At 62.1% G+C, this 19,600-nt stretch carries 19 protein-coding genes and 1 pseudogene; 1 reads left to right on the forward strand and 19 read right to left on the reverse strand.

Features of this window, described 5'->3' with window-relative positions:
* Positions 1 to 53 precede the first annotated feature (53 nt).
* The 3 genes from HD598_RS05480 to HD598_RS05490 form a co-directional block, all read right to left on the reverse strand.
* A complete protein-coding gene (locus HD598_RS05480) occupies positions 54 to 518 on the reverse strand; it encodes a hypothetical protein (RefSeq protein WP_183664358.1) in 465 nt (154 codons plus the stop codon).
* A 154-nt stretch (positions 519 to 672) separates the two neighbouring features.
* On the reverse strand, positions 673 to 1,137 hold the full coding sequence (locus HD598_RS05485) for a hypothetical protein (RefSeq protein ID WP_183664360.1): 465 nt from the start codon (positions 1,135 to 1,137) through the stop codon (positions 673 to 675).
* A 61-nt stretch (positions 1,138 to 1,198) separates the two neighbouring features.
* Positions 1,199 to 2,725 carry an ATP-binding protein gene (locus tag HD598_RS05490; protein WP_183664362.1) on the reverse strand — a complete coding sequence of 509 codons (1,527 nt, stop codon included), beginning with the start codon at positions 2,723 to 2,725 and terminating at the stop codon, positions 1,199 to 1,201.
* 212 nt (positions 2,726 to 2,937) lie between these two features.
* On the opposite strand from HD598_RS05490, the gene HD598_RS05495 reads away from it, so the two are divergent.
* On the forward strand, positions 2,938 to 4,269 hold the full coding sequence (locus HD598_RS05495; protein WP_183664364.1) for a hypothetical protein: 1,332 nt from the start codon (positions 2,938 to 2,940) through the stop codon (positions 4,267 to 4,269).
* A 126-nt stretch (positions 4,270 to 4,395) separates the two neighbouring features.
* Here the strand turns inward: HD598_RS05495 and HD598_RS05500 are convergent, their stop codons facing one another.
* From HD598_RS05500 to cmx, 16 genes and pseudogenes are all read right to left on the reverse strand, one after another.
* Complete coding sequence (locus HD598_RS05500; RefSeq protein WP_183666631.1) at positions 4,396 to 5,853, reverse strand: PrgI family protein; 1,458 nt, start codon at positions 5,851 to 5,853, stop codon at positions 4,396 to 4,398.
* A gap of 168 nt (positions 5,854 to 6,021) precedes the next feature.
* Positions 6,022 to 7,428 carry a conjugal transfer protein TrbL gene (locus HD598_RS05505; protein WP_183664366.1) on the reverse strand — a complete coding sequence of 469 codons (1,407 nt, stop codon included), beginning with the start codon at positions 7,426 to 7,428 and terminating at the stop codon, positions 6,022 to 6,024.
* 33 nt (positions 7,429 to 7,461) lie between these two features.
* Positions 7,462 to 7,785: a DUF6112 family protein gene (locus HD598_RS05510; RefSeq protein WP_183664368.1), complete on the reverse strand. Its 324-nt coding sequence runs from the start codon at positions 7,783 to 7,785 to the stop codon at positions 7,462 to 7,464.
* Between the two features lie 75 nt (positions 7,786 to 7,860).
* Positions 7,861 to 8,166, reverse strand: a complete 306-nt coding sequence (locus tag HD598_RS05515; protein ID WP_183664370.1) for a DUF6112 family protein — start codon at positions 8,164 to 8,166, stop codon at positions 7,861 to 7,863.
* Between the two features lie 67 nt (positions 8,167 to 8,233).
* A complete protein-coding gene (locus tag HD598_RS05520) occupies positions 8,234 to 9,400 on the reverse strand; it encodes a M23 family metallopeptidase (RefSeq protein WP_183664372.1) in 1,167 nt (388 codons plus the stop codon).
* 12 nt (positions 9,401 to 9,412) lie between these two features.
* Entirely contained in the window at positions 9,413 to 10,096 is a 684-nt protein-coding gene (locus HD598_RS05525; RefSeq protein ID WP_183664374.1) for a type I phosphoribosyltransferase, read from the reverse strand.
* A 69-nt stretch (positions 10,097 to 10,165) separates the two neighbouring features.
* Complete coding sequence (locus HD598_RS05530; protein ID WP_183664376.1) at positions 10,166 to 10,645, reverse strand: hypothetical protein; 480 nt, start codon at positions 10,643 to 10,645, stop codon at positions 10,166 to 10,168.
* On the reverse strand, positions 10,632 to 11,741 hold the full coding sequence (locus tag HD598_RS05535; protein WP_183664378.1) for a ParB N-terminal domain-containing protein: 1,110 nt from the start codon (positions 11,739 to 11,741) through the stop codon (positions 10,632 to 10,634). The genes HD598_RS05530 and HD598_RS05535 overlap by 14 nt, the downstream gene beginning before the upstream one ends.
* Positions 11,738 to 12,577, reverse strand: a complete 840-nt coding sequence (locus HD598_RS05540; RefSeq protein WP_183664380.1) for a hypothetical protein — start codon at positions 12,575 to 12,577, stop codon at positions 11,738 to 11,740. Before HD598_RS05540 ends, HD598_RS05535 begins: the two co-directional genes overlap by 4 nt.
* A 280-nt stretch (positions 12,578 to 12,857) precedes the next feature.
* Entirely contained in the window at positions 12,858 to 13,262 is a 405-nt protein-coding gene (locus HD598_RS05545) for a hypothetical protein (RefSeq protein ID WP_183664382.1), read from the reverse strand.
* On the reverse strand, positions 13,255 to 14,010 hold the full coding sequence (locus HD598_RS05550; RefSeq protein WP_311538968.1) for a DUF2637 domain-containing protein: 756 nt from the start codon (positions 14,008 to 14,010) through the stop codon (positions 13,255 to 13,257). Before HD598_RS05550 ends, HD598_RS05545 begins: the two co-directional genes overlap by 8 nt.
* Positions 14,011 to 14,054: 44 nt before the next feature.
* Positions 14,055 to 14,945, reverse strand: coding sequence for a bifunctional DNA primase/polymerase (locus HD598_RS05555; protein ID WP_183664386.1), 891 nt, complete (start codon positions 14,943 to 14,945; stop codon positions 14,055 to 14,057).
* A gap of 270 nt (positions 14,946 to 15,215) precedes the next feature.
* Complete coding sequence (locus HD598_RS05560; RefSeq protein WP_183664388.1) at positions 15,216 to 16,589, reverse strand: hypothetical protein; 1,374 nt, start codon at positions 16,587 to 16,589, stop codon at positions 15,216 to 15,218.
* A gap of 214 nt (positions 16,590 to 16,803) precedes the next feature.
* Positions 16,804 to 17,298 (reverse strand): hypothetical protein, encoded by a 495-nt coding sequence (locus tag HD598_RS05565; protein ID WP_183664390.1) that lies wholly within the window; start codon positions 17,296 to 17,298, stop codon positions 16,804 to 16,806.
* Positions 17,299 to 17,423: 125 nt separating this feature from the next.
* Positions 17,424 to 18,415, reverse strand: a pseudogene (locus HD598_RS05570) (IS481 family transposase).
* The gene (gene cmx, locus HD598_RS05575; protein ID WP_183664392.1) at positions 18,415 to 19,590 is read right to left on the reverse strand and encodes a chloramphenicol efflux MFS transporter Cmx; all 1,176 of its coding nucleotides are present in this window, start codon (positions 19,588 to 19,590) and stop codon (positions 18,415 to 18,417) included. Before cmx ends, HD598_RS05570 begins: the two are co-directional and overlap by 1 nt.
* Positions 19,591 to 19,600 lie beyond the last annotated feature (10 nt).

The raw sequence follows: 19,600 nt of genomic DNA on the forward strand, positions 1-19,600 counted from the left end.
CCCGAGACAGGGCGTGCGGGGTCAGGAGAACAGGTGCGGGGCGCTGTGCCGGGTCAGTCGATGCGCTGCACCGATGTGGTGCCGGAGATCCGGCCGAACAGAATCACCTCACCTGTCACGACTGGTTTCTCTCCACGATCCAAAAGCGCCCGGGCGGTGCCCGTCGGTCCTGCGGAGGAATGGCGGAGAATCAGGGCGAGGGCAACATCCTCGCCGGGTACGAATCCATCGGCGGCGAACTCCAACAAGCTCGGTAGCACCACCGCTGCGGGTACGTCGGCGGGCGGGGCAAACGGTGACCGAGGCTGCGGTGCGGGCGCGGTGAGGATATCGGCGTGGACGCTGCCATCCAGCTCCCGCACCTCCACCCGTGTCGGTGATCCGAGCCGGGCGATGAGCTCGGTGAGGGTCTGCGTGATATCGCTTCGCCGGATCGGGGTGGCCGAGAGCTTATCTCCGTTGACGGTGGCGATGAGTGTGTCGGCATTGATGGCCTCGAGGAGGATCTGCGGAAGCACCGGTGGCACCACGACCATCTCTGCGCGCTGGTCTGACGGTGGGACGGGTGGGACGGGTGGGTTCTGTGGGGTTCGGCGGGCACGGCGCAGACTCATACGATCACGTCCGCACGAACGAAAACGAGCGAAGACATTGGAGGGTGATTTCTTGGGTTCATGACAACAAGGTGCGCGGCCCGCCCGCCCGGTCGACGGCCGTCGTCGTGATGGGATCAGCGGTGAGGGCCTGTTCCCGTTCTGCATGATCGTGAGAAGTCTTCGCCCATTCCTTGGCGAGGTCCAGTAGCTGCTGATAGTCGCCGGCCTTGACTTCGCCATGCGCGAGAGACCTCCAGGGATAGCTGCCATCAGCTTGCCGAACTCGTGCCTGTGAATCCCATGTCCACGAGGTTGCCACCCGATCGTCGTCGGACCAATCGGTGCCCGTGTATTGCTCCTCGACCGCGAACCGGGTCATCGAGCCTGCTTCTGGATACAGGAAGAAATGGCCGCTCCCGAAGGTGACGGGGTCCTCCCACGCGAGAATGACGTGCTCTGGGTATCTCTGCGCGATCTCTTCCAACCCGTCCACCAACGCGGTCGAGTGTTGGGCGAGTTCCTCCTCGGACAAGCCGCTCATCGCGCCGCCGCCCCTACAGGCGACACCGTTCGCGGTGACGAGATGGGTGCGCCCTGCATGCTCATGACAGGCCCGCAGTGCTACCGGGAGCTGTGGGGTTAGGCGGATTCTGGCTCATCCGTTGCGTCGTGTCGAAGACCCGGAGCTCTTCCGGATGGAGTTGATGCTGAACCACATAGCTGGACTCTTTAATCCGCCACAGCCCCTGCCCGGTGCCGAGGCTGGGGAGCAGTTTCTGTTCTGTACCGGTGAGACCGAGCGTCTTGCCGGTGGTTCCGATCTGATCAGATTCTTGTCGATAGATGATCCGGGACTCTGCGTTGGCAAGGAGGCTGTTGGCGAGGGCGCGCATGGCGGATCCCTGGTCACCAACGTTGTCAAGGTCGGTGAGCTTATGGAAAATCAGGAGGTTCGCGATGCCGTAGTGGCGGGCAAGCCGCCAATGCGCATCCATTCGCTTCAGCAGCGCCGGGTGGGACATCAGCCTCCACGCTTCGTCGTAGACCACCCACCGTTGACCCCCGTTAGGGTCCAGGAGCGCAGACTCCATCCATGCACTCGAGCACGTCATCAGCACGCTGATCAGAGTCGAGTTCTCCACGACACGAGACAAGTCGAGGGTGATCATCGGCAGCGTCGGGTCAAACGTGACAGTCGAAGGTCCATCGAACAGCCCCGCGAGGTCACCAGACACGAGGCGGCGCAGCGCATGGCCGACGAGACGTCCGTCCTCAGCCAGGCGCTCGTCATCGCCCGGATCAGGGGTGAGAATCCGGTCGACGATCATCGGGAGGATCGGCACCGACGCTGACGCGACGACGGCTTGCAAGGCAACGTCAATGACGGTGTGCTCCAGCGGTGACAAGGCACGCTCCAGCACCGTCTCGGCGAGGGCCCCGATCAGGTCGCGGCGGCGTGAAGCAACGGTGGAAGCCCATTCGGGGTCGGAGAGCCCACCAGGCCGGTATCCCTCATCAAGCGGGTTCAGGCGGTTACGGAGTCCGTGGCCGAGAATGATCGCTTTCCCACCGACAGCTTCGGCGACCGCGGTGTGCTCACCCTTCGGATCACCAGGGACATAGACGCGGCGACCGAACGGGATCGACCGGGTGTAGAGCGATTTCGCGAGCGACGATTTCCCGGAGCCGACGATACCCGCCAGGACGAGATTTGGGGCGGTGATGATGCCGCGCTGGTAGAGCACCCAGGGGTCGTAGACGAAGCTGCCGCCGGAGTACATATCCTGCCCCACGAACACACCCTGCGAGCCAAGTCCGCCCTCAGCCAAGAACGGATAGGCTCCCTGCAGGGTTGCGGAGGTGTCCTGGTGCGGTGGCACCCGAAACTGTCGATACGAGCGCAACGCGGCAGGTCCCGGTTCCCCGCCTCTGGGGAGATAGTCGGTGCTGCGAGCAGCTGCTCGTTCGGCGGCAACTTTCGCTCTCTCCGCCTCCAGCTGGGCGAACCGGTCGCGGGCGATCACCTGCACGGCAGCACGCTCTCGGGCCTTGCGCGAGCGACGTTTACCTTTCCCGTCCTCGACGAGGACGGTGGAGTAGAGCTTCTTTGGATTCGGTCGCGGTCCCATGTGGATGCCTTTCCTCAAGACGAGCAGTGACATCCGTCAGGTGCGGACTGCCTCAAGCTCAGCCCCGCACTGTGGCTGAAATATCGTCGCCACGAACGTCCTAGTACGGCTGGTCGGGTTTTGAGAGAATGAGTACCTACAGCAGCAAGAAGAGGCTGGTCATTTCACCGCGGAACTTCTGCTTTTGGAACGAGTGGGGCAGTTTTAGGCCAATGAGAGAGATATCCCAAGAGAAATTTGACGCCTTTGCAGGATTCTGCCGCCAACCTACTTCCGTACTCTTCGGCCAAGAGGTTGCTTGGTTTGAGAGCAAGTCGAGGTCAGTTTTTGCTCTCCTGATGCTAGATACAGATGAAGAGTTCTCCGGCATCCTGTTCGCCAGGGACCTCGCTAGCCGCTTTCGCTGGGTGAAACAAACCGCCTATTACACATCATCGGCAGATGCACTCGCGGAGCTTCGCCGTCTGATGAGGCAAGTCGAAGCAGACATAGAAGAAGAGCGTGTTCAAGGCGATGAAGCTGATCCAGTCGACTTCTTTGCGCCCGTTGTCAAGGAACAACGATTCCATGAGCGATTCCAGCATCTCGCATTTGGTGAGGGGTTTGCTGCAGCTCGTGAACTGATCAATGTGATGATGTGTTGGTATGAGAATCAGGACGGCAACTACATAGAGCAATTCCAAACGACCGGATTCGACGCGCGCATCTGGGAATTATATTTGTTCGCAATGCTCGTTGAATCACGATACGCGGTATCACAGCCGAGCCCTGCACCAGATTTTCTCGCTCGTGGCCTCGGAGGTACCTTCTTCATCGAGGCCACGACAATCAACCCCTCAATCATCAACGGGAAACCTGCCACTTCCCAGAAACCCGAGTCTGTCGAGGAAATTGCTGATTACGTCCAGAACTATCTCCCAATTCGGTTCGCTGGTCCGCTCAGTGCGAAATTGGAAAAGCGTTACTGGGAAAGCCTGGAAGTCGCTGACGCGCCGCTAGTGATTGCAATTCAAGACTTTCATGACGAGTTCTCGATGACATACAGCGGGCAGTCGCTGCTGCGGTATCTATACGGTGTCGAGTTTCTTGAAGTTCAGAATGATCAAGGAGTAGAGATCGTTAGCCGTCCGGTCACGCATCACCTCTGGAAGGGCAAGAAGATTGCGTCAGGGTTCTTTAGCCTTCCAGACGCGCCCAACATCAGCGCCGTGCTTTTTAACGCCAGCGGTACTCTCGCAAAATTCAACAGAATGGGAGTCAAGGTTGCTTTCGGCCGACCGGGAGTGACTCTTATCCATAGCGGAATTCGCGTGTCGAGTGACGGCAGATTAGAAGAAACTTTTTCGAACGAAGTCAATGAGGGGTATGAGGAAGCATGGATCGACGGGATGGAGGTTTACCACAACCCGGCTGCCACACACCCCTTGAATCCGGATCTACTTCCAGGTGCTAGGCATCACTTTCAAACAGACTCAGGCTTCGAATCTTGGACGCCAGTCGGGCATCTAGTGACGAGCAGAACCGCAGTAGTGACCACTCGTTAGATCATCCGGCTCATTTTCGTCCAAACTCGCCGCTTACCTGAAACTAGACGTAGAGAAAATACAGCCACTTGATCCGCCAACAACTGGCTCCAGAGCTTTATAGGCCGAGATGATGACGTTCAACCGTCAAATGCCTCGGCATAAAGGCAATGCGGCAGCAACGAACGCTTGTGCCTGTTGGCCGACCAAGCGTCGGGTCTCGCAAGACGCTTGGATGGCGGCCTGTTCGATCGCAGACACGGCAGCTTCGAGTTCGTCGTTGCTGGTGGCGGAGACGGCGATGAGGCCGGTGTAGCGGATGACCCCGTGCCCGGAGGTGAGGTCGGCCTCCTGCTGTAGCACGTCCTGGTACTCGGCGGATTGTTGGGCGTCTTCGATCTGCCCGACCCGCTGGCGTTGCGTCGCATCCGAGATGTACTCGGTCTTCTTCTTGCGAATATCCCGTGCTGCCTGATCAGAGCGGATCGGGTCACACAGCAGCGTGAACGAACGTCGGATTCCCGAGGACAGCAGCACTGGGGCAAGAAACCCTGGATAGACAAGAGACCTCGGCCATTCCGATATCCACAGCACCGCATGATGGGCGCTATCCGAGCGCAGCCCCTCCCACGTTTCCTCCACCGCAACAGGACCAGCAGTAGCAAGGTCGTGTCCGATCGTTCCAGAACGTTCCAGGGTGGCGGCGACTCCCGGGTCGTAGGCACTGCGGAGCATCACGGCGAGTTGGCCGGGTGTGTACCACTCGGAGGGTTTCAGATCCGCGGTGCGTAGCGCCGTCGTGAGCGTGTGCATCTCTTGTTTGAGGACTTCGGCTGCGCCTTTGAGGCTGCCGCCCGCGGTGCGAATTGCGCGGGAGGCGGCCCGCATGTCCAGGCTGAGCGAGATCGTGGAGATGTGGCGTTCCCCGGCAGGGCCTGCCCTCTCGATCAGCTCCCGGTAGGTTTGGGCGACCCAGGACCCGTCATCGTTGCCGTGCTCCGCCCACCACTGCGATAGTCCGGACCCGGAATCGGGGACCGTGCGCTCCAGCACTTGCAGACGAGCGATGCGGGTAGAACGGCAGGTGGTCGAGAGGACCCGGCCCCACGCGTGGACACGGCGCTCTTGCTCTCCCGGGTCTAGCAGGATGAACGAGGGGTGGGTCACCTCCAGCAGCGCCGTCAATGTTTGAGCATGCGGATCGTGCACCATGATTGCACCAGATTCCTTGTCCTGATACTGCCGCAGTGCTGCCGCGTCGCCCGGGAGCGCGAGGGTTCCTGCGGGGCGGGGCTTCACGATCTTGCGCCGGTAACTGGTCTGGTGGGCTCGGGTCCGCCATATCCAGTGCAGAGTGATCGGCACCCACTCGACCATCTTTCGGCCGCCGAATGGAACCACGGCTAGCCCGAGGGCGATGCCCCAGATCGGTGCCGTATAAAGTGCGGCGGGGCCTCCGATGTAGAGGGAGGCGACGAACACGAGGACGGCGATGCTGACGGCGATGACTTGCGGTAGTGAGAGTCCGAGGATGATGCCCCGGCGGGTGAGTCGGGAGAACTTCACCGGGGACAGATCGAACTCGGTGCTGGATGCGGTGGCCATGATTACTCCTCGAGGCGGGAATGGGTATCGCCGGTCAGGTACGAACAGCAAGAAAGAACGGCGGTGCGTGAGCGGGATCTAAGTCAGGTCGCTGGCTGACTCGGATGCCTGCGCTCACGCACCGCCAAGGGGTTGCGGTGTCACCTCCTCTCGGGAACGTCTGGGGGTCTAACTCTTCGGCTCCGCCCGCGGTGGCGGGGGTGCAGATGAGGTGCGAGCAGCCGCCTGGGAAGGCGGAGCGGATGAGGGTGTAACGGGAGGTGCCGCCGGTGGTACGGACCGGTCAGGGGGCGGCGGAGGCGTTTGCCCTTCTCCCGCTGCGTCAGCGTGTCCGTCGGCTGTACGTCCGATTGCGCCGCCGAGTTTCGGGCCGGCCTCTGCCGCACCCTTGGCGATTGTTGCGCCTGCGACCGCGGCGATCCCGATCGGACCAGCGGCGGCGGCACCAGCTGTACCTCCGGCCGCTACACCACCGCCTCCAGCCGCAGCGCCACCTCCTGCACCAGCGCCTGCAGTACCGCCTCCAGCTGAGCCAGCAGCAGAGTGCTTAGGGGCTGAGCTCGGCGGCGGGGCACCACCGCCCGAGCCTTTGCTGTCGCCTCCTCCGTCGAGGACTTTCTGCGGTCCAGCACCGTCTGGTTTCCCGGGCATCGGAACCGGCCGGTTCATCGCCTGCTTCGACTCCTGCTCCGCGGACATCACGTGGTACATGTCGAAGCCGACGAAGGAAATGAATTTGTACACCATGTATGGCGCGAACGCGGCGATGAACATCAGCACGATCCCCGCGATGGGATCCGCGATGGATGACAAGTCCATGTCGATCGGGGCGTTGACCTGGTTGGTTGCCACTAGGAAGACCACGACGATCACGAGTTTCGAGAAGATCAGGGCGAGCACGAAGGATGCCCATTTTCCGAACCAGCCCTTCGTCGCATCCCAACTCGCCCCGGATAATGCGATCGGTGCCATCACGACCGCAACCAGGATGAGGGCTTTGCGGATGAGTAGGGAGAACCAGACGATCGCTGCCGCGCAGATTGCCAGGAACGAAAGGAAGATGGTGATGATCGCCCCCGCTCCGGGTGCGGTGAGGTTGATCGCGGTGAGGCCGGCGACGAGGATTCCGATCTTCCCGCCCATTTCTTCGATGGTCGTTCCCGTGGCTTGGATGATCCCGATGGAGAGTTGGTCGACGACCTCCAGCAGCGTTGCGGTGAGCGTGATCACCAGGAATGATCCGAGCACTGACTTCGCGAGCCCCAGGGCTGCTCGGCCAAGGGAGCCTGCGTCTCGACGGATCAGGCCGGTGATCAGTTGCAGGCAGAAGAAGATCAACATCAAGAAGATCGCGATGCCGAACATTACGTTGTAGACGCCGATGTATCCGGCCCCGGTGATGTCGACCAGAGTGGTGGAGTCAAACAACGACCACACACCTTGGAAGAGCCAGGACGCGGCCTGGCCGATGGCTTGGGCCAGCCAATCAAACGGGGCCGCAACCAGGGTCGCGGCACTTTCGCCGACGGTGTCGCAGACGTTGCTGATGATGGGGACGTCACAGATACCAGCCACAACACCCCTCCCTTCGTATGTTCGGGGTGTGGGTTAGGAGACGGTCTGTCCGACGTTCCAAAAGAAGTTGATCAGCGTCACAGATGCGCCGGTGATGATCGCCGCCGCGCACGAGATGAGTACGCCGATCTTCCCGCGGGAGGCCAGGTGCGGGTTGGAGCTGTTGGAGCCGAAGCCCCAAACCACGGCGCTGATGATCAGTGCCAGGACGGAGAGGATCAGTCCGATTGTCATTACCGCCCCGACCACGGTCCGGAGGGCAGCGATGCCGGGCAGCCCGGAGTCGTTCGGGGTGATGTTGATATCCGCAGGTAACACCGCGGTGATAGCGATGAGGGTGTCGAGGGCAGCAGACATGGGAGGGGCTCCTTCACGAGAACTGGTGAGCCACCAGGCGGTGGTCACCAGAACAGGTGCGGGACGCAAACGCGCTTAGAGTGTGTCGCCGAGGTTCAGCAGGAAGTTCATCCAGGCAACTCCCGCCCCAGCTAGGACGGCTCCGCCAAGAGCGACGAACACCCCGACCTTGCCTTTCGCAGCAGCCTGGAAATTGCCACTGGAAGAAGACACCGCCCAGACGATTCCTGAGATCACCATCATCAGTACGGCGATGATCAACGTGATGGTCAGGAGTGCACCGACTATGCCGATGAGGGTGCCGCGTCCGCCCACACTGTCGATGTTCGGGTAGACGTTCTCCGCCAAACGGATCAAAGGTAAGACGGGCGAGATGCGCATGGGGTTCTCCTGACGGGGCACGAGTGAGTCGGGTACTGGTCAGGTGCGCACGCTAATCGAGCCTCTGTCAGGCGGTGCAGCCCGGGCCGCCGCCGACGGGAGCGTCCAGGCCTTCGATGCCGCGTGCGGCGAGCCATGGTTCCGCGTCTATCGCAGGATGGTTCGCGCCGCCGGGGTGGACTTGGAAGTGCAGATGAGGGCCGGTGGAGTGGCCGGAGGAGCCAACGTCGCCAATGTGTTGACCCGCGATGATGCGTTGCCCAGCAGTGACGTGGATGCCGTGCTCCCACATGTGGATGTATCTCGTCGCGACTTTTTCACCGCCGATCGTGTGTTCGATGGTGATCTCTCCGGAGAACCCTTCGACCATGCCTGCGTAAGTGACGATCCCGTCTGCGAGGGCGAAGATCGCAGTCCCATCGGGGGCAGCCCAGTCGGTGCCGGAGTGCAGGCGGGCTTCGCCTGTGATCGGGTCGATTCGCGGGCCAAACGTTGAGGTCTGCACGTAGCTGCCGGTCGGTAGTGGGAACACCAGCCGGGACGTTTCTGGAATCGCGATGTCTCCAGGGACACCATTGCCTTTGCCTCCGCGGAGGGTGAGGGCGTCGAGGATGGTCCGGGCAACAGGTTCATAGTTTTGGTACCGGTCCGGGTAAGCGGAGACTTCTACCGCTTGGGCAGCCTCGCCTTTATCCATCTGCTGCCACCCTGGAATATCCAGAAGCCCTCGAGGGCTCGGATAGTTGGGGCCATCTGGTCCGCCGTAGAAGGCGCGAGCCTGGTACTTCGGATCCATGAGCTCGGCCACGGTTCCCCACCCGGATTGTGGGCGCATCTGGAACAGTCCGAGCGAGTCATGATCGGATCCGTTCCCGTCATTCGGAAAGTCCCCGGATTCGGGGTAGGTGCCGGTGTTGGCGAGCTGGCGCAACGTGGACTCGGTCAGTGCAGCCATGAGCGCGATCAGAACTCCTTCCCGCCCTACCCCGGGAATGTTCGATCCGGTGGTGATGATCGTGCCCGCGTGGGTGAGTTGCTGCTTGTTCAGCGTGAACGTGTGCCCGTCCTTCATCGTCACTTCCAGGGAGTCTGGGATCGGACCGAGGGTGATGCCGGAGGCGATGCAGTGCGCCTGATTGAGCACTGCAGGGTTGACCAACACACCGACCCCAAGGAGTCCAATCATTGGGGTGAGGAGCATCCCAATGAGGGCGAAGACGAGCAACTTTTTCATCAGAGCGCTCGCTTACCGGAGGGGGTTGTCGAGTTCGGACAGTCGCAAGAGATGGCAGCGATCGAACACCGGTTCACATGAGATGAAAATAGTGAACGCGACCGGATGCGCGGAAGTCACGGGCTCGTCGTACCAGACACCTTCGCGATGCCGGATGCCCTCGACGGTTAAGGCGTGGGTGCCCTCGACGATTTGCCCACCAGACGCTACGACTGCTTCCGTCCACAGGTCCGGAACGAACACCTGCTCAATCTGAATCTGCTGGGAGGTGCGATACTCCGCGAGGTCTCGCCACGTCGACGCTGAGGGGAAATAGTCATCGAGATCCGAGATGAGCCCTGGGGCTTCGGTGCCCGTGGGATCGGCGTCCGCAATCAGCACACCCCGGTGATCGGCCGGGGTGAGCAAGGTGAACTTGTCCCACTCGAACAGGGCGACCGTAACTGCCCGCGCGTACGCCTCCGGGTCATTCGTTTTCGGGAGCGAGGGAAGCCGGGCACCCAACTGGTCGTCTGCAGCGACAGTAGGTTCCGACGGCGCGGCGGGGCTTGTCGCAGGTGGGGTGCTTGCCTGTTGAGGGCCGGTGACGAGGCCGTAGATCCCGACGGCGGCGAGACACGTGACGACGAAGCCGGTGATGGTCAGGATGATGAGTAGTCGCTTCCTGCGATGCTGCTCAGAGTGTGGCGATGACATGGGCGCGGGCCTTCCTGCCAGGCGAAATGGGGTCACCCGGTAGGTGCGCGCCCCACCCGGAAGAGCGGTTCAGCGCGAGAGGCCGCGCTCGTTTCCGGTCACACCGCTGGGGTTGTTCTCCTCAGGAGTGAGGGTTGCTTCCCGCGCCGTGAGTGCTTCGGCGAGGGCAGCGAGTTGGTTCGGCGCGGCAACGATGTGGCGGTCAGGCTGCCACGCGATGTACCCGTTCTCGGCTTGAGCTTTCATCACGAGATGAATCACCTGTTCGGTGGAGGCTGCCGCGATCGTCAACCAGCCCGATGCATTGACTGCGTGTTCCTGCCCAGCCGTCCGGTCCCCGTTGTCCGTGGCAGCGAACTGGCCGTGTCCCTCGTGCCAGGCCGCCAATTGCTGCAGCGACTGCTGCACCCCTGACAAAGCATGGTGCAAGGAACCGAGCACCTCGTAAGTGTCGACGGGAGTCTCGAAGCTCCGGGTTGCGTAGGCAAGACCTCGAGCGGCTTCTCCGAGCTCGTCGGCGTCGACCTTCGGATCCTCAAACGTCGGCATCACGAGCCTCCTCCCGTAGTTCACGGGCACCGCGCGCGAAGTCGAGAAAACGGTGACTTTCGATGATGTAGCTCTCGACGAGTTCCCACTGGGCGTCATCGGCGTGCTTACCGAAGTCCTCCGGGTCGTAGCGGTCCCACCAGCCGTGCTCGCGGCGCAGCAGATCGACGAGCTTACGGATCGCGTGCTTTTCCCGTAGCAGCGGATCCACGTCCTTCCATCCGACCAGTGCAGGATCGGTCGCGGCCTTGTGGATCTCGGTCACCCGGGCCAGGGCGAGGCCCGATTCTTTCGCCGCTTCTGCAGGAGATGCGACGTCTTGCAGGGTGCGGAGCTCCGCCGCGGCAGCGGTGCGAGCCTGCTCGGGAGTGTCCGGATGTTCAGCCATACGGGTGAGACGGGCTACGTTCTGCCTGGTCTTCACTGCCTGGTATCGGCCATTGACCTTCCGGTCCTCGTTGATCTCCAACAGTGCTTCGGCCGCGTGTTGGCGCACATAGGGGTCTTCGGCGTCGTCGGCAGCGATCTGTTTGAGCTGGTTGATCTGTTCCAGCATTGTCCGTGAGTCCCTGCCGGTCACCGCTCGCGCAGCCTGCACCCGGGCTTTCCCTTCATTGGGTGAGCGCCACGGGGGTGCCGACTCGGCACCCCCGGCCACACCCTCTCTGGAGCCCGGGTTCTCGGTGAGTCGCTGCTCGCGGCTTGCCGCCCCGAACCGGGTGGCGGCCTCTCGTCGTTCGGCGTCTTCGGCATAGAGCGCTTTGAGTTCTTCATAGAGCTCCGCCTGCTCAAGCGGCCTGAGTGTCTTCTGAAGCGTCTGCTCGTCACGGATCGCGAGAACGTAGGAGAGCTTGTCGGAAACACCGGGAACTACCCAGACGGGGGTGACACGCATCCCGAGTTTCTCCATCGCCGCGACCCTGCGGTTCCCGGTGATAATCACGTACTCCTCGGTGACCGCGGGAGGGTTCAACACCCCGGTGCGTTGGATCGACGCACACAGCTCGTCCAGATCATCATCGAGGTCACGCCGGTACTGTGAGCCCCTTTTGAGTTGGTCGATCGATTGTTCCAGAATCAGATGTCCCCGAGTCACAACGACTGCCCTCCGTCCCGCCCGTCAGGCAGGCAAGCACTGCGCCGGGAGGTTTCGACGAGGTCTTCGTCGCGGAGGAGATCGGCGACGTCATCCCCGAGGAGCACACGGGCGAAGAGCCCGTACTGACCGGTCTTCCGCTTCCCGGTCTTGGTGCCGATGACCAGACGGACGAGCGCCGCCCATTCTTCAGGGGTGTACCCGAGGCGGATCGCGATGTGCCGTTCTTTCGACACGATCTCAACCGCAGATCCTCGCGAGGACAGCCCCGTAACACGGTGGGCGATGTAGTCCACCGCCTGCTCGACCGGGCGTGCGGGCCAGTCGGTGAGGACGAGGAACACGCAGGTGGCGCGGATGACCCGATCTGCCGAATGATCCTCGTCGCCGAGTTCTCTGGCGTAGAGGGAGTGGGCGTGCGGGTGGACATCGTAGAAGAACTCCTCGTAGTGGCCGGCGCGCATTGGCTCTTCGCGGGGGCGTTTCGAGGGTCTGCGCGCCTTGTCCTGGGAGGTCATGTTGCGGTCGGCGTGTACTTCGGCGGCGATGCCGAGCGCGACTGCCCGAGTGACCACCGCCCACGGGTCATCAGCGCGCAGCGTGGTTCGCTGCCTCATTGCGACGAACGCCTCATATGCGGCATCGGCCGGTTCTCGACGCCACGCTTTCGCAATCGGCGTGTACTTCTGAGTGGCGTAGAGCATCAGTTCTGCAGCGACCGGGCTCGTCGCCCACGCGTTGTGTTCGTTCAACTCCGTGAGCAGCTCACGGAGCCCTTCCCCGGTGGTGAAATCCGGGATCGATGGGTGGTTCTGGGATGAGTGGTGATGGTTCATAGCGACTCCCTCAAGAGAAAATTTCTGTCGGTGATGTGTAGGTACGATTCCCATCCCGCGAAACCTCGAAAGGGACCACAGCCCACAAATCGCATCCGCTGCGGGTATGCCTGCCGGGCCAGTTTTTGGCGCGGTGGCATGGGGAAAGCAGCAGACGTGCCCGGTGTCGGGGGTCTGTGATGGTGCCGGCCGGGGTGTGTGAACGGCCTGGACGGCATAGGTTTTGGTTAGCGGGTCGGGGTGTCGTGCGGCACCTGGGTGGTGCCGGGACGAGGATCATTCATCGGCTCACCCCCGTTCTCCCGAGCGAACGCCGGAGCGTTGCCGTCTGGGTGATATCTGGGTCCAACTGGTCTTGCCGTTTGGCGAGTCGTTCCTGCAACTGGGCACGTCCGTCACGGACGCCTTCTAAGACAGCCTCATGGAGGCGGGTATTCAGGTCCGCGCCGCGGTCAACGATGGCCCCCGCCGTACGGGCGGCAAGATCGGTGGGTCGCACCCATTGCACTCCCGGACGTTGCGACGCCGGATCAACGTCGTGGAGGGAGAGCGTCGGGTCCCCGTGGGTCGCGAACTCGCTCGCCCGCCGCTCCGCCGCCGTCGCCGCAGTGGTCTGCGGGGTCGGATCGGCATCGGGGTGGCGTCGATCTGGGGCCGGGGTAATGAGGTTCATTGGGTCAGTCATGGGTGTCTCCGTTCTGTCGACGGTCAGGTGTGTTCAGCCAGCGGCCCACGGTCGTGGGATGCACACCGAGCTCGGTGGCGATCTGTCGCTTCGACACCCCGTCGGCGTTCAGCGTCAAAGCCCGCAACCGTGCGTCCTCTCGCGAAGCAGGAGCCGTGCCGTTTGGTGTGGAGTGTGGGACATGAGGCGTAGAAGTACGATCCGCCTCCGAAGGAACAGGCTTCGCAGTGGGCGTCACCGATTGGCGGCCTGTGGGTCTAGCTTCGTCGATCACGGCATGCTGCTTCGTGTCCATCGAAGCGACGACCGGGGTGGTGTTGCGGGTTAGTTCGACCGTGAGATGTGTCATCGCCAGCAGCACCAACGGTGGCACCGACGCGACCAACGCGGCTATGAGTGCCGGGACACGGGTATCAGCAGAGACGACAGCGTGGGTGATGTTGGCTGCGACCGACACTCCTGCCCCGGCAGCGAGGAGCAGCCAGGCGAATCGCCGCGCTGATGGTGTGGAGTTTCGCAAGGCGACGACGCTGACGGTGGCTTCCAGGATCACGCCGTCGACTATGAGCGGCCAGATCCATGCCTGCTCTGAGGGGATCCCGGAGAGCACAGCAAGGTCTTGAAGTGTGGTGAATGACAGCCAGAACGCGCCGAGCGCGAGAAGAATTGTCCCGGTTACGGCGAGGACAATCACAAACCGTGACACCCCAGAACCCGCAGGCGGCCCTGCCGTATCCGAGCCCGGCACACCGTCACTCCAAGTGGGGGTGCTAGGCGTTAGGGCGTGTGTGGTCATCGTCCGACCGGAGCCTTCACGATCAACGTGGATACAGTGCTTTCGCCAGGGTCGTAAGGGACTTGGGCACTGTGGTGCGCGGACCGGATCGTCGCCGCAATCTCCCGTGAGGCAAGGCCCGCCCGTGTTGCCGCCGGCCCCAGCACAGTAGTGGTGCGTAGTTCGGTCATGCCGGCCTCGGCGAGGCGGCAGGCCGCCCAGAACAAGCCCGCGTTTCGGTTGCCCTCCGGCAGGAGCGCTACCCAGTCGGCAATCCGTTCCACCGATTTGTCCTGCACCAACGAAGAGCCAGATGAGGATCGGGACGTCGGAATAGGCTGCGGAGTGAGGAAGTCTCGGATCGCCTCGGCGTCCACGGGGCTTGGTTTCTTGCCGAGAGCGATCACTTCGTAACCGCGGTCGCCACGGTCGGTGGTGACCGTGGAGGGCGGTGCGATGATGTATCCGCCCGTGCTCCGGAAATCGACATGTGTGTGTCCTCGCGACCACGATGGAGATGCTTGCGCCGGGTCTGCCGGGTAGTAGAGGTGGAGGCCACCCGAGGGTGAGCGGACCGCTTGCCCCCATCCATGGACCAGCCCACGTTTTTGCAGGCTGTGCAGGATTGGAAACCCGGTGCCCGCCGCGTGCACATCGACGTCTAGGACATCAACCAGGCTGCCGGTGGGGATGCCAATATTCGCGGTCGGAACCCGATCCCACCAGCGTGCGACTTGCCTCGGGTCGGTGCTGGCATCGTGGAACCCGCGCTTCGTGAGGGGTCGTTTTCCGCCGGGCACGCAGGGAAACACTGCCACCCCGGCGGTCGCGTATGCAGCCGCAGCGTCGGATAGGTTGGCAGGGAGGCGCATGGGCAGCGGCCAGGCGATGGGGTCGTTGATATTCATGTGCGCCTCCCTCGTGACACCGGTTCCAGACTCTTATGAATGTGGTGTCACCAATCCAGGTGCGGCAGCGCCACTGCTGCCCCCCACGGCAAGGTGTCACCCAGCGGTCAGCTACTCCGCGTCAAAGCATTCGTTCAGATCTCAACGCCTACCCGAGCCTTCGATCGTTTGGCCAGCATTTCGGGTAAAGATGCGCGGATTTGTATAGAACATGCGTCAAATCGTCAAGTCCACCGCACCACGCTGCCGCGATGGTCGAGTATGAATTTGCTACAAATGCCGCCCCGGATGACGGTCTGTGGATGGCGATTCGGGGTCCTCCGGGCCGGAGCCGAGGTGCTGTTCTCGGTCAGCGAGGAGGTCACCTAAGAGGACTCCACGCTCGAGTCTTGTCAACGGTACTTCGGAAGTTGCGTCACTGAAATTTGCAGGGGTCACCCCGGTGCGACCGGTGCGGAGAACCGCCGCGTTCACCTGCCGCAGTACCGCCGCTGCATCGTGCTGTTCGGTGTGCTGTTCGATGATGCGTGCGACCTCGTTCAGTGTGGCGCTGTCGTGCTCGACTGGAGGGAATGCCGCTGATGCTGTAGTCCCCTCACCGATCGGCATCCTGCCGACAACGACCCGAAACTCACCAGCGCCATCGAGTCCCTCCGCGTCATATACGCCCGGTGGAATCCAGTCATGAGCTTCTGATGCAGGCCCGGCATACAGCTCGCCTCGGTCTGGGTCTGCGGGGTCGGAGATGCGCACATCTGGGTCCGCAGCGAACAGCATCGCCTCCAACTGTTCCCGTTGCGTTCGGTCCAGCAGCGGTACCCCTTGCCCGGCCGTCTCCCGTTCCACGACCGTTCGGAGAGTTTGGATCGCGATCAGGTCCGCGGGAAGCCACTCCCGATGGAACTTTTCCGGCAGGAACATCGTCCGCGGTCCGCCCTCAGCAAGTAACCCCTGGAGGGCATGTTCTCGATGCCTAGCGAGGTCGGTGAACGCGGTGCGCCACTGCCCGTGATCCCACGCAAACCGCATATCCTCAAATTCGCCCTCGTACGCGGGCGCAACGGTGACGAGGTAATCCTCTTTCACCGGCTCCACGGGCAGCTGTTCTCGTTCGATGAGGTCGATGAGCCCATCACGAACACGCTCCGCTCGCTCCAGCTTCGTGAGCGTGTCTGGGAGTCGTGAGGCTTGGATTGCGAGTGAGAGGCATTCGTCGCGCCACTGTTCGTGTGCTTCATCGAAGCCTTCGGTGTCGGGTGCACCGTCGGGGAGGCTGAAATTGCTGGTGTGGGGTTCGGGCGGGAACATCTCGGCCACGATCTCCGGTATCCCGCTCTCCTCGAATGATTCCCACCCCGGCGACGGAATCACAACCTGGCGAGGTGTCGCTGCCGGAGTGCCGGTGACGGGGATCCACGAAGTGATGCTCGACACGTCACCGCCGAAGTCCTCCCCGAACACCCGATCCCCATCGGTGCGAATCGTCTCAGGTTCACCGGCAAGTTCTTCAACAAGTACCTCATTCACGATGTAGTCAGCTTCGGCCTGACTGCGCGCGAGGACATCGAACTCGATCACCACCCGGTGCGGGGTCAACGGATCAGGAACATATCCCAGCGGTGGCGTGACGTTGATATCAGACATGGCAAGTTTCTCCTTTATTTAGTGGCCCGACTATCTGCACGCGATGCGCACGTCAGGCGCGGGTCAACCGCAGGCAGTACTTCCGGGATAGGCGGCCCCACCGGTGTTGTCCAGCGGATCGGGTGAAGATGCGGCTCTGAGTATGAAACATGCGTCAAATCGTCATGTTCGCGGGCCTCACTGAGACCGAGTATCTCGACGTAGTGCCGGTGGGTCATAGGCTGTGCGCAGGGCCGGGATGCTGGCGTCGGGGGTCATCTGGAGCGTCCACACTCAGTGACTGCTCACGCGCCTGGAGCGCACTGTCCAGGTACCGGTTCACAACGGTACGGTTCGTGCCATCGGCCCCACCGGTCGTCGGGATCTGGTGGAACGAATACGACGGATACGGGGTTGCCTCCCGCAACGCCTCCAACCAGTCGTCGACGTCTTCGGGTAGGACCCAATCTTGCGGTGGCGGATTCGATTCCAGGAACTCCGTCGCACCCTCGTAGGCGGGTGAGTCGTCGATCATCTCGTGGATCATCACCGCCATGGTCCGTGCCAACGTCACCGGGTTTCGGTCGGCGATCACCGTTGGATCTTCCTCGGTGTCATCAGACCAGAGGATCACCCCGAGGAACAGATATGCGGGCACACTTCGTGGCGTCACGTTTGCTTCCAGGGAGGCTGGGGTGTTTGGTTCTTCATCAGGGAGGCCGGTGGCCATGATTGTTCCTTTCCATATGCTGGTGCGCCGCCCGTTGTTACGGGGCGGTATACCTGTCAGGTAGGCAACCAATCAGTGCATGCCGTTGTCGCTGGCGAGTTGTTGATGATCCGTTCCTTGGCGATCTAGTTGTGATGTCCAGGGACGTTTTTGAGTCGGTCGAAGGGTGTGCCGGCAATCGCAGAGTGGTGTCGGTGGTGGTTGTAGAAGTGGAGCCAGCCGGGCAGTGCCAGGCGTCGTTCGGCTTCTGAACCGTAAAACCTGGCATAGGCCCATCCGTCCCCGAGCGTGCGGTGGAATCTCTCGATCTTCCCGTTCGTCTGCGGCCGGTAGGGGCTTGTCCGCTTGTGTCGGATGCCGAGCCGAGCGCAGAAGTCTCTCCATGCGTGGGATCTGTAGGCCGACCCGTTGTCGGATAGGACTCGCTCGACGGTCACGCCTCGTTCGGCGAACCAGTCCACGGCGCGTTCGAGAACTCCCACCGCTGTGCTCGCCTGCTCGTCCGAGCAGATTTTTGCATATGCGACGCGGGAGTGGTCGTCGATGACTGTGTGAACGAACGCCGTTCCGGTGCGCGGCTTGTGGTCTTTTCCTCGTGGCAATCCCGGAGTCGCGAGCTTGTCCCGTGCGCCTTGCTGCCGACCTACGTAACGATGTCCACCGCCGTCGGGGATGTTGCCGAACTTCGTGACATCGACATGAATCTACAATCCCGGATAAGGATGCTCATATCGCCTCAAGGGCTCGCCAGTGACACTATCGATATGCGAGAGGCAGTTTACGACGCGGCAACGGACGAGGACCGCGTGAACAGTGGACGTCGAGAGGCCAAGTCGCGCAGCGATCTGGGCTGGCCCCAGTCGAAGCCGCCAGCACAGGTTGATGATCTTCTTCTTGACATGCTCGGGCGTCCTGCCTGGGATCCGGTGCGGCTTGCTGGAGCGATCCTGCATCCCAAACTCACCCTCTTCCTGGTAGCGACCGGCCCATTTCCGGGCCGTGATCGGGAGACCATGAACATCTTTGCGGCGATCGTGGCCGGATAGCCGTCTTCGATAATCAGACGGGCTAACCGGAGACGGGTACGAGGAGTGAGAAGCGCATTTGGATGATTCATCAATTGGCCTCCACCGCGGTCTTCGTGAGCGCGCGCCCTGTGAGAAGCATGATGACGAGAGCGATCGCTGTCAGCACCGAGGCGACCCAAATCGGCGCGATCAACCCCAGCCCGGTCGCGAGCCCGAACGCACCAAGCACCGGCCCCGCGGCAGCTCCGATGTTCAGCGCCGCGGTGGCGTATGAACCGCCCATCGTTGGCGCACCCGATGCTGCATACAGCACGCGCGTGATCAGAGTGCTGCCAACACCGAACGACAGAAAGCCCTGAATCAGGACGAGGACGATAAGCGCAACGGGATGGGACGCGACCACTGCCAACACGATCCAGCCTGTCAGCAATAGCGGTCCGCCGACTGCGAGCACGAGGCCAGGTCGTTGATCTGATAGGCGTCCTGCGATCGTGACGCCAAGGAACGATCCGATGCCGAACATCACCAGCACGATGGACACCCACCCATCAGTCAAGCCCGCGGTCTTGGTCACGACGGGTGCCAGGAAGGTGAATGCTGCAAAGGTCCCTCCGTTGATCAGCGCCCCGAGTGCCATGGCCAAGATGAGCCGCGGCGTCGCCAACTGGCTGAGCTCGACACGGAGCCTTGGTGAGGTCGCGCTAGTCGCGCTCCGACCAACGTTGTTCGCGACTCCACGAATGACTCCAACGGCCGCGGGAATACAGAGGATGGCGATCGCCCAGAACGTCGTTCGCCAACCCAGCGCTGTGCCGAGCAGTGCCCCGGCGGGGACGCCCACTACGGTTGCGATCGTCGTGCCGGAGAGCAGGATCGACAGTGCACGCCCCTTCTGATTCGCTGGTACGAGGGTTGTGGCCGTGCTCAGTGCTACGGCGAGGAATCCTGCGTTTGCGAGAGCGCTGAGCACCCTGGTGATGAGCAGGAGAGAGAACACGGGTGTCATCGCTCCGATGACGTGGCTTCCCGCGAAAACGATAAGGCAGACGATCAATGTGAGCCGCGGTGGCCAACGGCGAGCGAACGCCGCCATCACTGGTGCGCCGATGACCATACCGACCGCGAATGCAGAGGTCAGCAGGCCTGCAGTGCCGACCGAGACGTCAAGTTCGGTCGCGATCGCAGGGAGTAACCCCGCGAGCATAAATTCTGAAGTGCCCATGACGAAGACCGCCAGGGCAAGCATGTATAAAGCAAAAGGCATCGAGTACTCC

It is taken from the genome of Neomicrococcus aestuarii (genome assembly GCF_014201135.1).
GTDB lineage: Bacteria > Actinomycetota > Actinomycetes > Actinomycetales > Micrococcaceae > Neomicrococcus > Neomicrococcus aestuarii.

What these genes read in the sequence shown, in the direction of transcription:
- HD598_RS05515 (WP_183664370.1), bottom strand. Translation starts at nt 8,166, where the DNA reads ATGCGCATCTCGCCCGTCTTACCTTTGATCCGTTTGGCGGAGAACGTC.
- HD598_RS05525 (WP_183664374.1), bottom strand. Translation starts at nt 10,096, where the DNA reads ATGTCATCGCCACACTCTGAGCAGCATCGCAGGAAGCGACTACTCATC.
- cmx (WP_183664392.1), bottom strand. Translation starts at nt 19,590, where the DNA reads ATGCCTTTTGCTTTATACATGCTTGCCCTGGCGGTCTTCGTCATGGGC.
- HD598_RS05565 (WP_183664390.1), bottom strand. Translation starts at nt 17,298, where the DNA reads ATGGCCACCGGCCTCCCTGATGAAGAACCAAACACCCCAGCCTCCCTG.
- HD598_RS05555 (WP_183664386.1), bottom strand. Translation starts at nt 14,945, where the DNA reads ATGAATATCAACGACCCCATCGCCTGGCCGCTGCCCATGCGCCTCCCT.
- HD598_RS05490 (WP_183664362.1), bottom strand. Translation starts at nt 2,725, where the DNA reads ATGGGACCGCGACCGAATCCAAAGAAGCTCTACTCCACCGTCCTCGTC.
- HD598_RS05545 (WP_183664382.1), bottom strand. Translation starts at nt 13,262, where the DNA reads ATGACTGACCCAATGAACCTCATTACCCCGGCCCCAGATCGACGCCAC.
- HD598_RS05520 (WP_183664372.1), bottom strand. Translation starts at nt 9,400, where the DNA reads ATGAAAAAGTTGCTCGTCTTCGCCCTCATTGGGATGCTCCTCACCCCA.
- HD598_RS05500 (WP_183666631.1), bottom strand. Translation starts at nt 5,853, where the DNA reads ATGGCCACCGCATCCAGCACCGAGTTCGATCTGTCCCCGGTGAAGTTC.
- HD598_RS05510 (WP_183664368.1), bottom strand. Translation starts at nt 7,785, where the DNA reads ATGTCTGCTGCCCTCGACACCCTCATCGCTATCACCGCGGTGTTACCT.
- HD598_RS05560 (WP_183664388.1), bottom strand. Translation starts at nt 16,589, where the DNA reads ATGTCTGATATCAACGTCACGCCACCGCTGGGATATGTTCCTGATCCG.
- HD598_RS05495 (WP_183664364.1), top strand. Translation starts at nt 2,938, where the DNA reads ATGAGAGAGATATCCCAAGAGAAATTTGACGCCTTTGCAGGATTCTGC.
- HD598_RS05485 (WP_183664360.1), bottom strand. Translation starts at nt 1,137, where the DNA reads ATGAGCGGCTTGTCCGAGGAGGAACTCGCCCAACACTCGACCGCGTTG.
- HD598_RS05540 (WP_183664380.1), bottom strand. Translation starts at nt 12,577, where the DNA reads ATGAACCATCACCACTCATCCCAGAACCACCCATCGATCCCGGATTTC.
- HD598_RS05530 (WP_183664376.1), bottom strand. Translation starts at nt 10,645, where the DNA reads ATGCCGACGTTTGAGGATCCGAAGGTCGACGCCGACGAGCTCGGAGAA.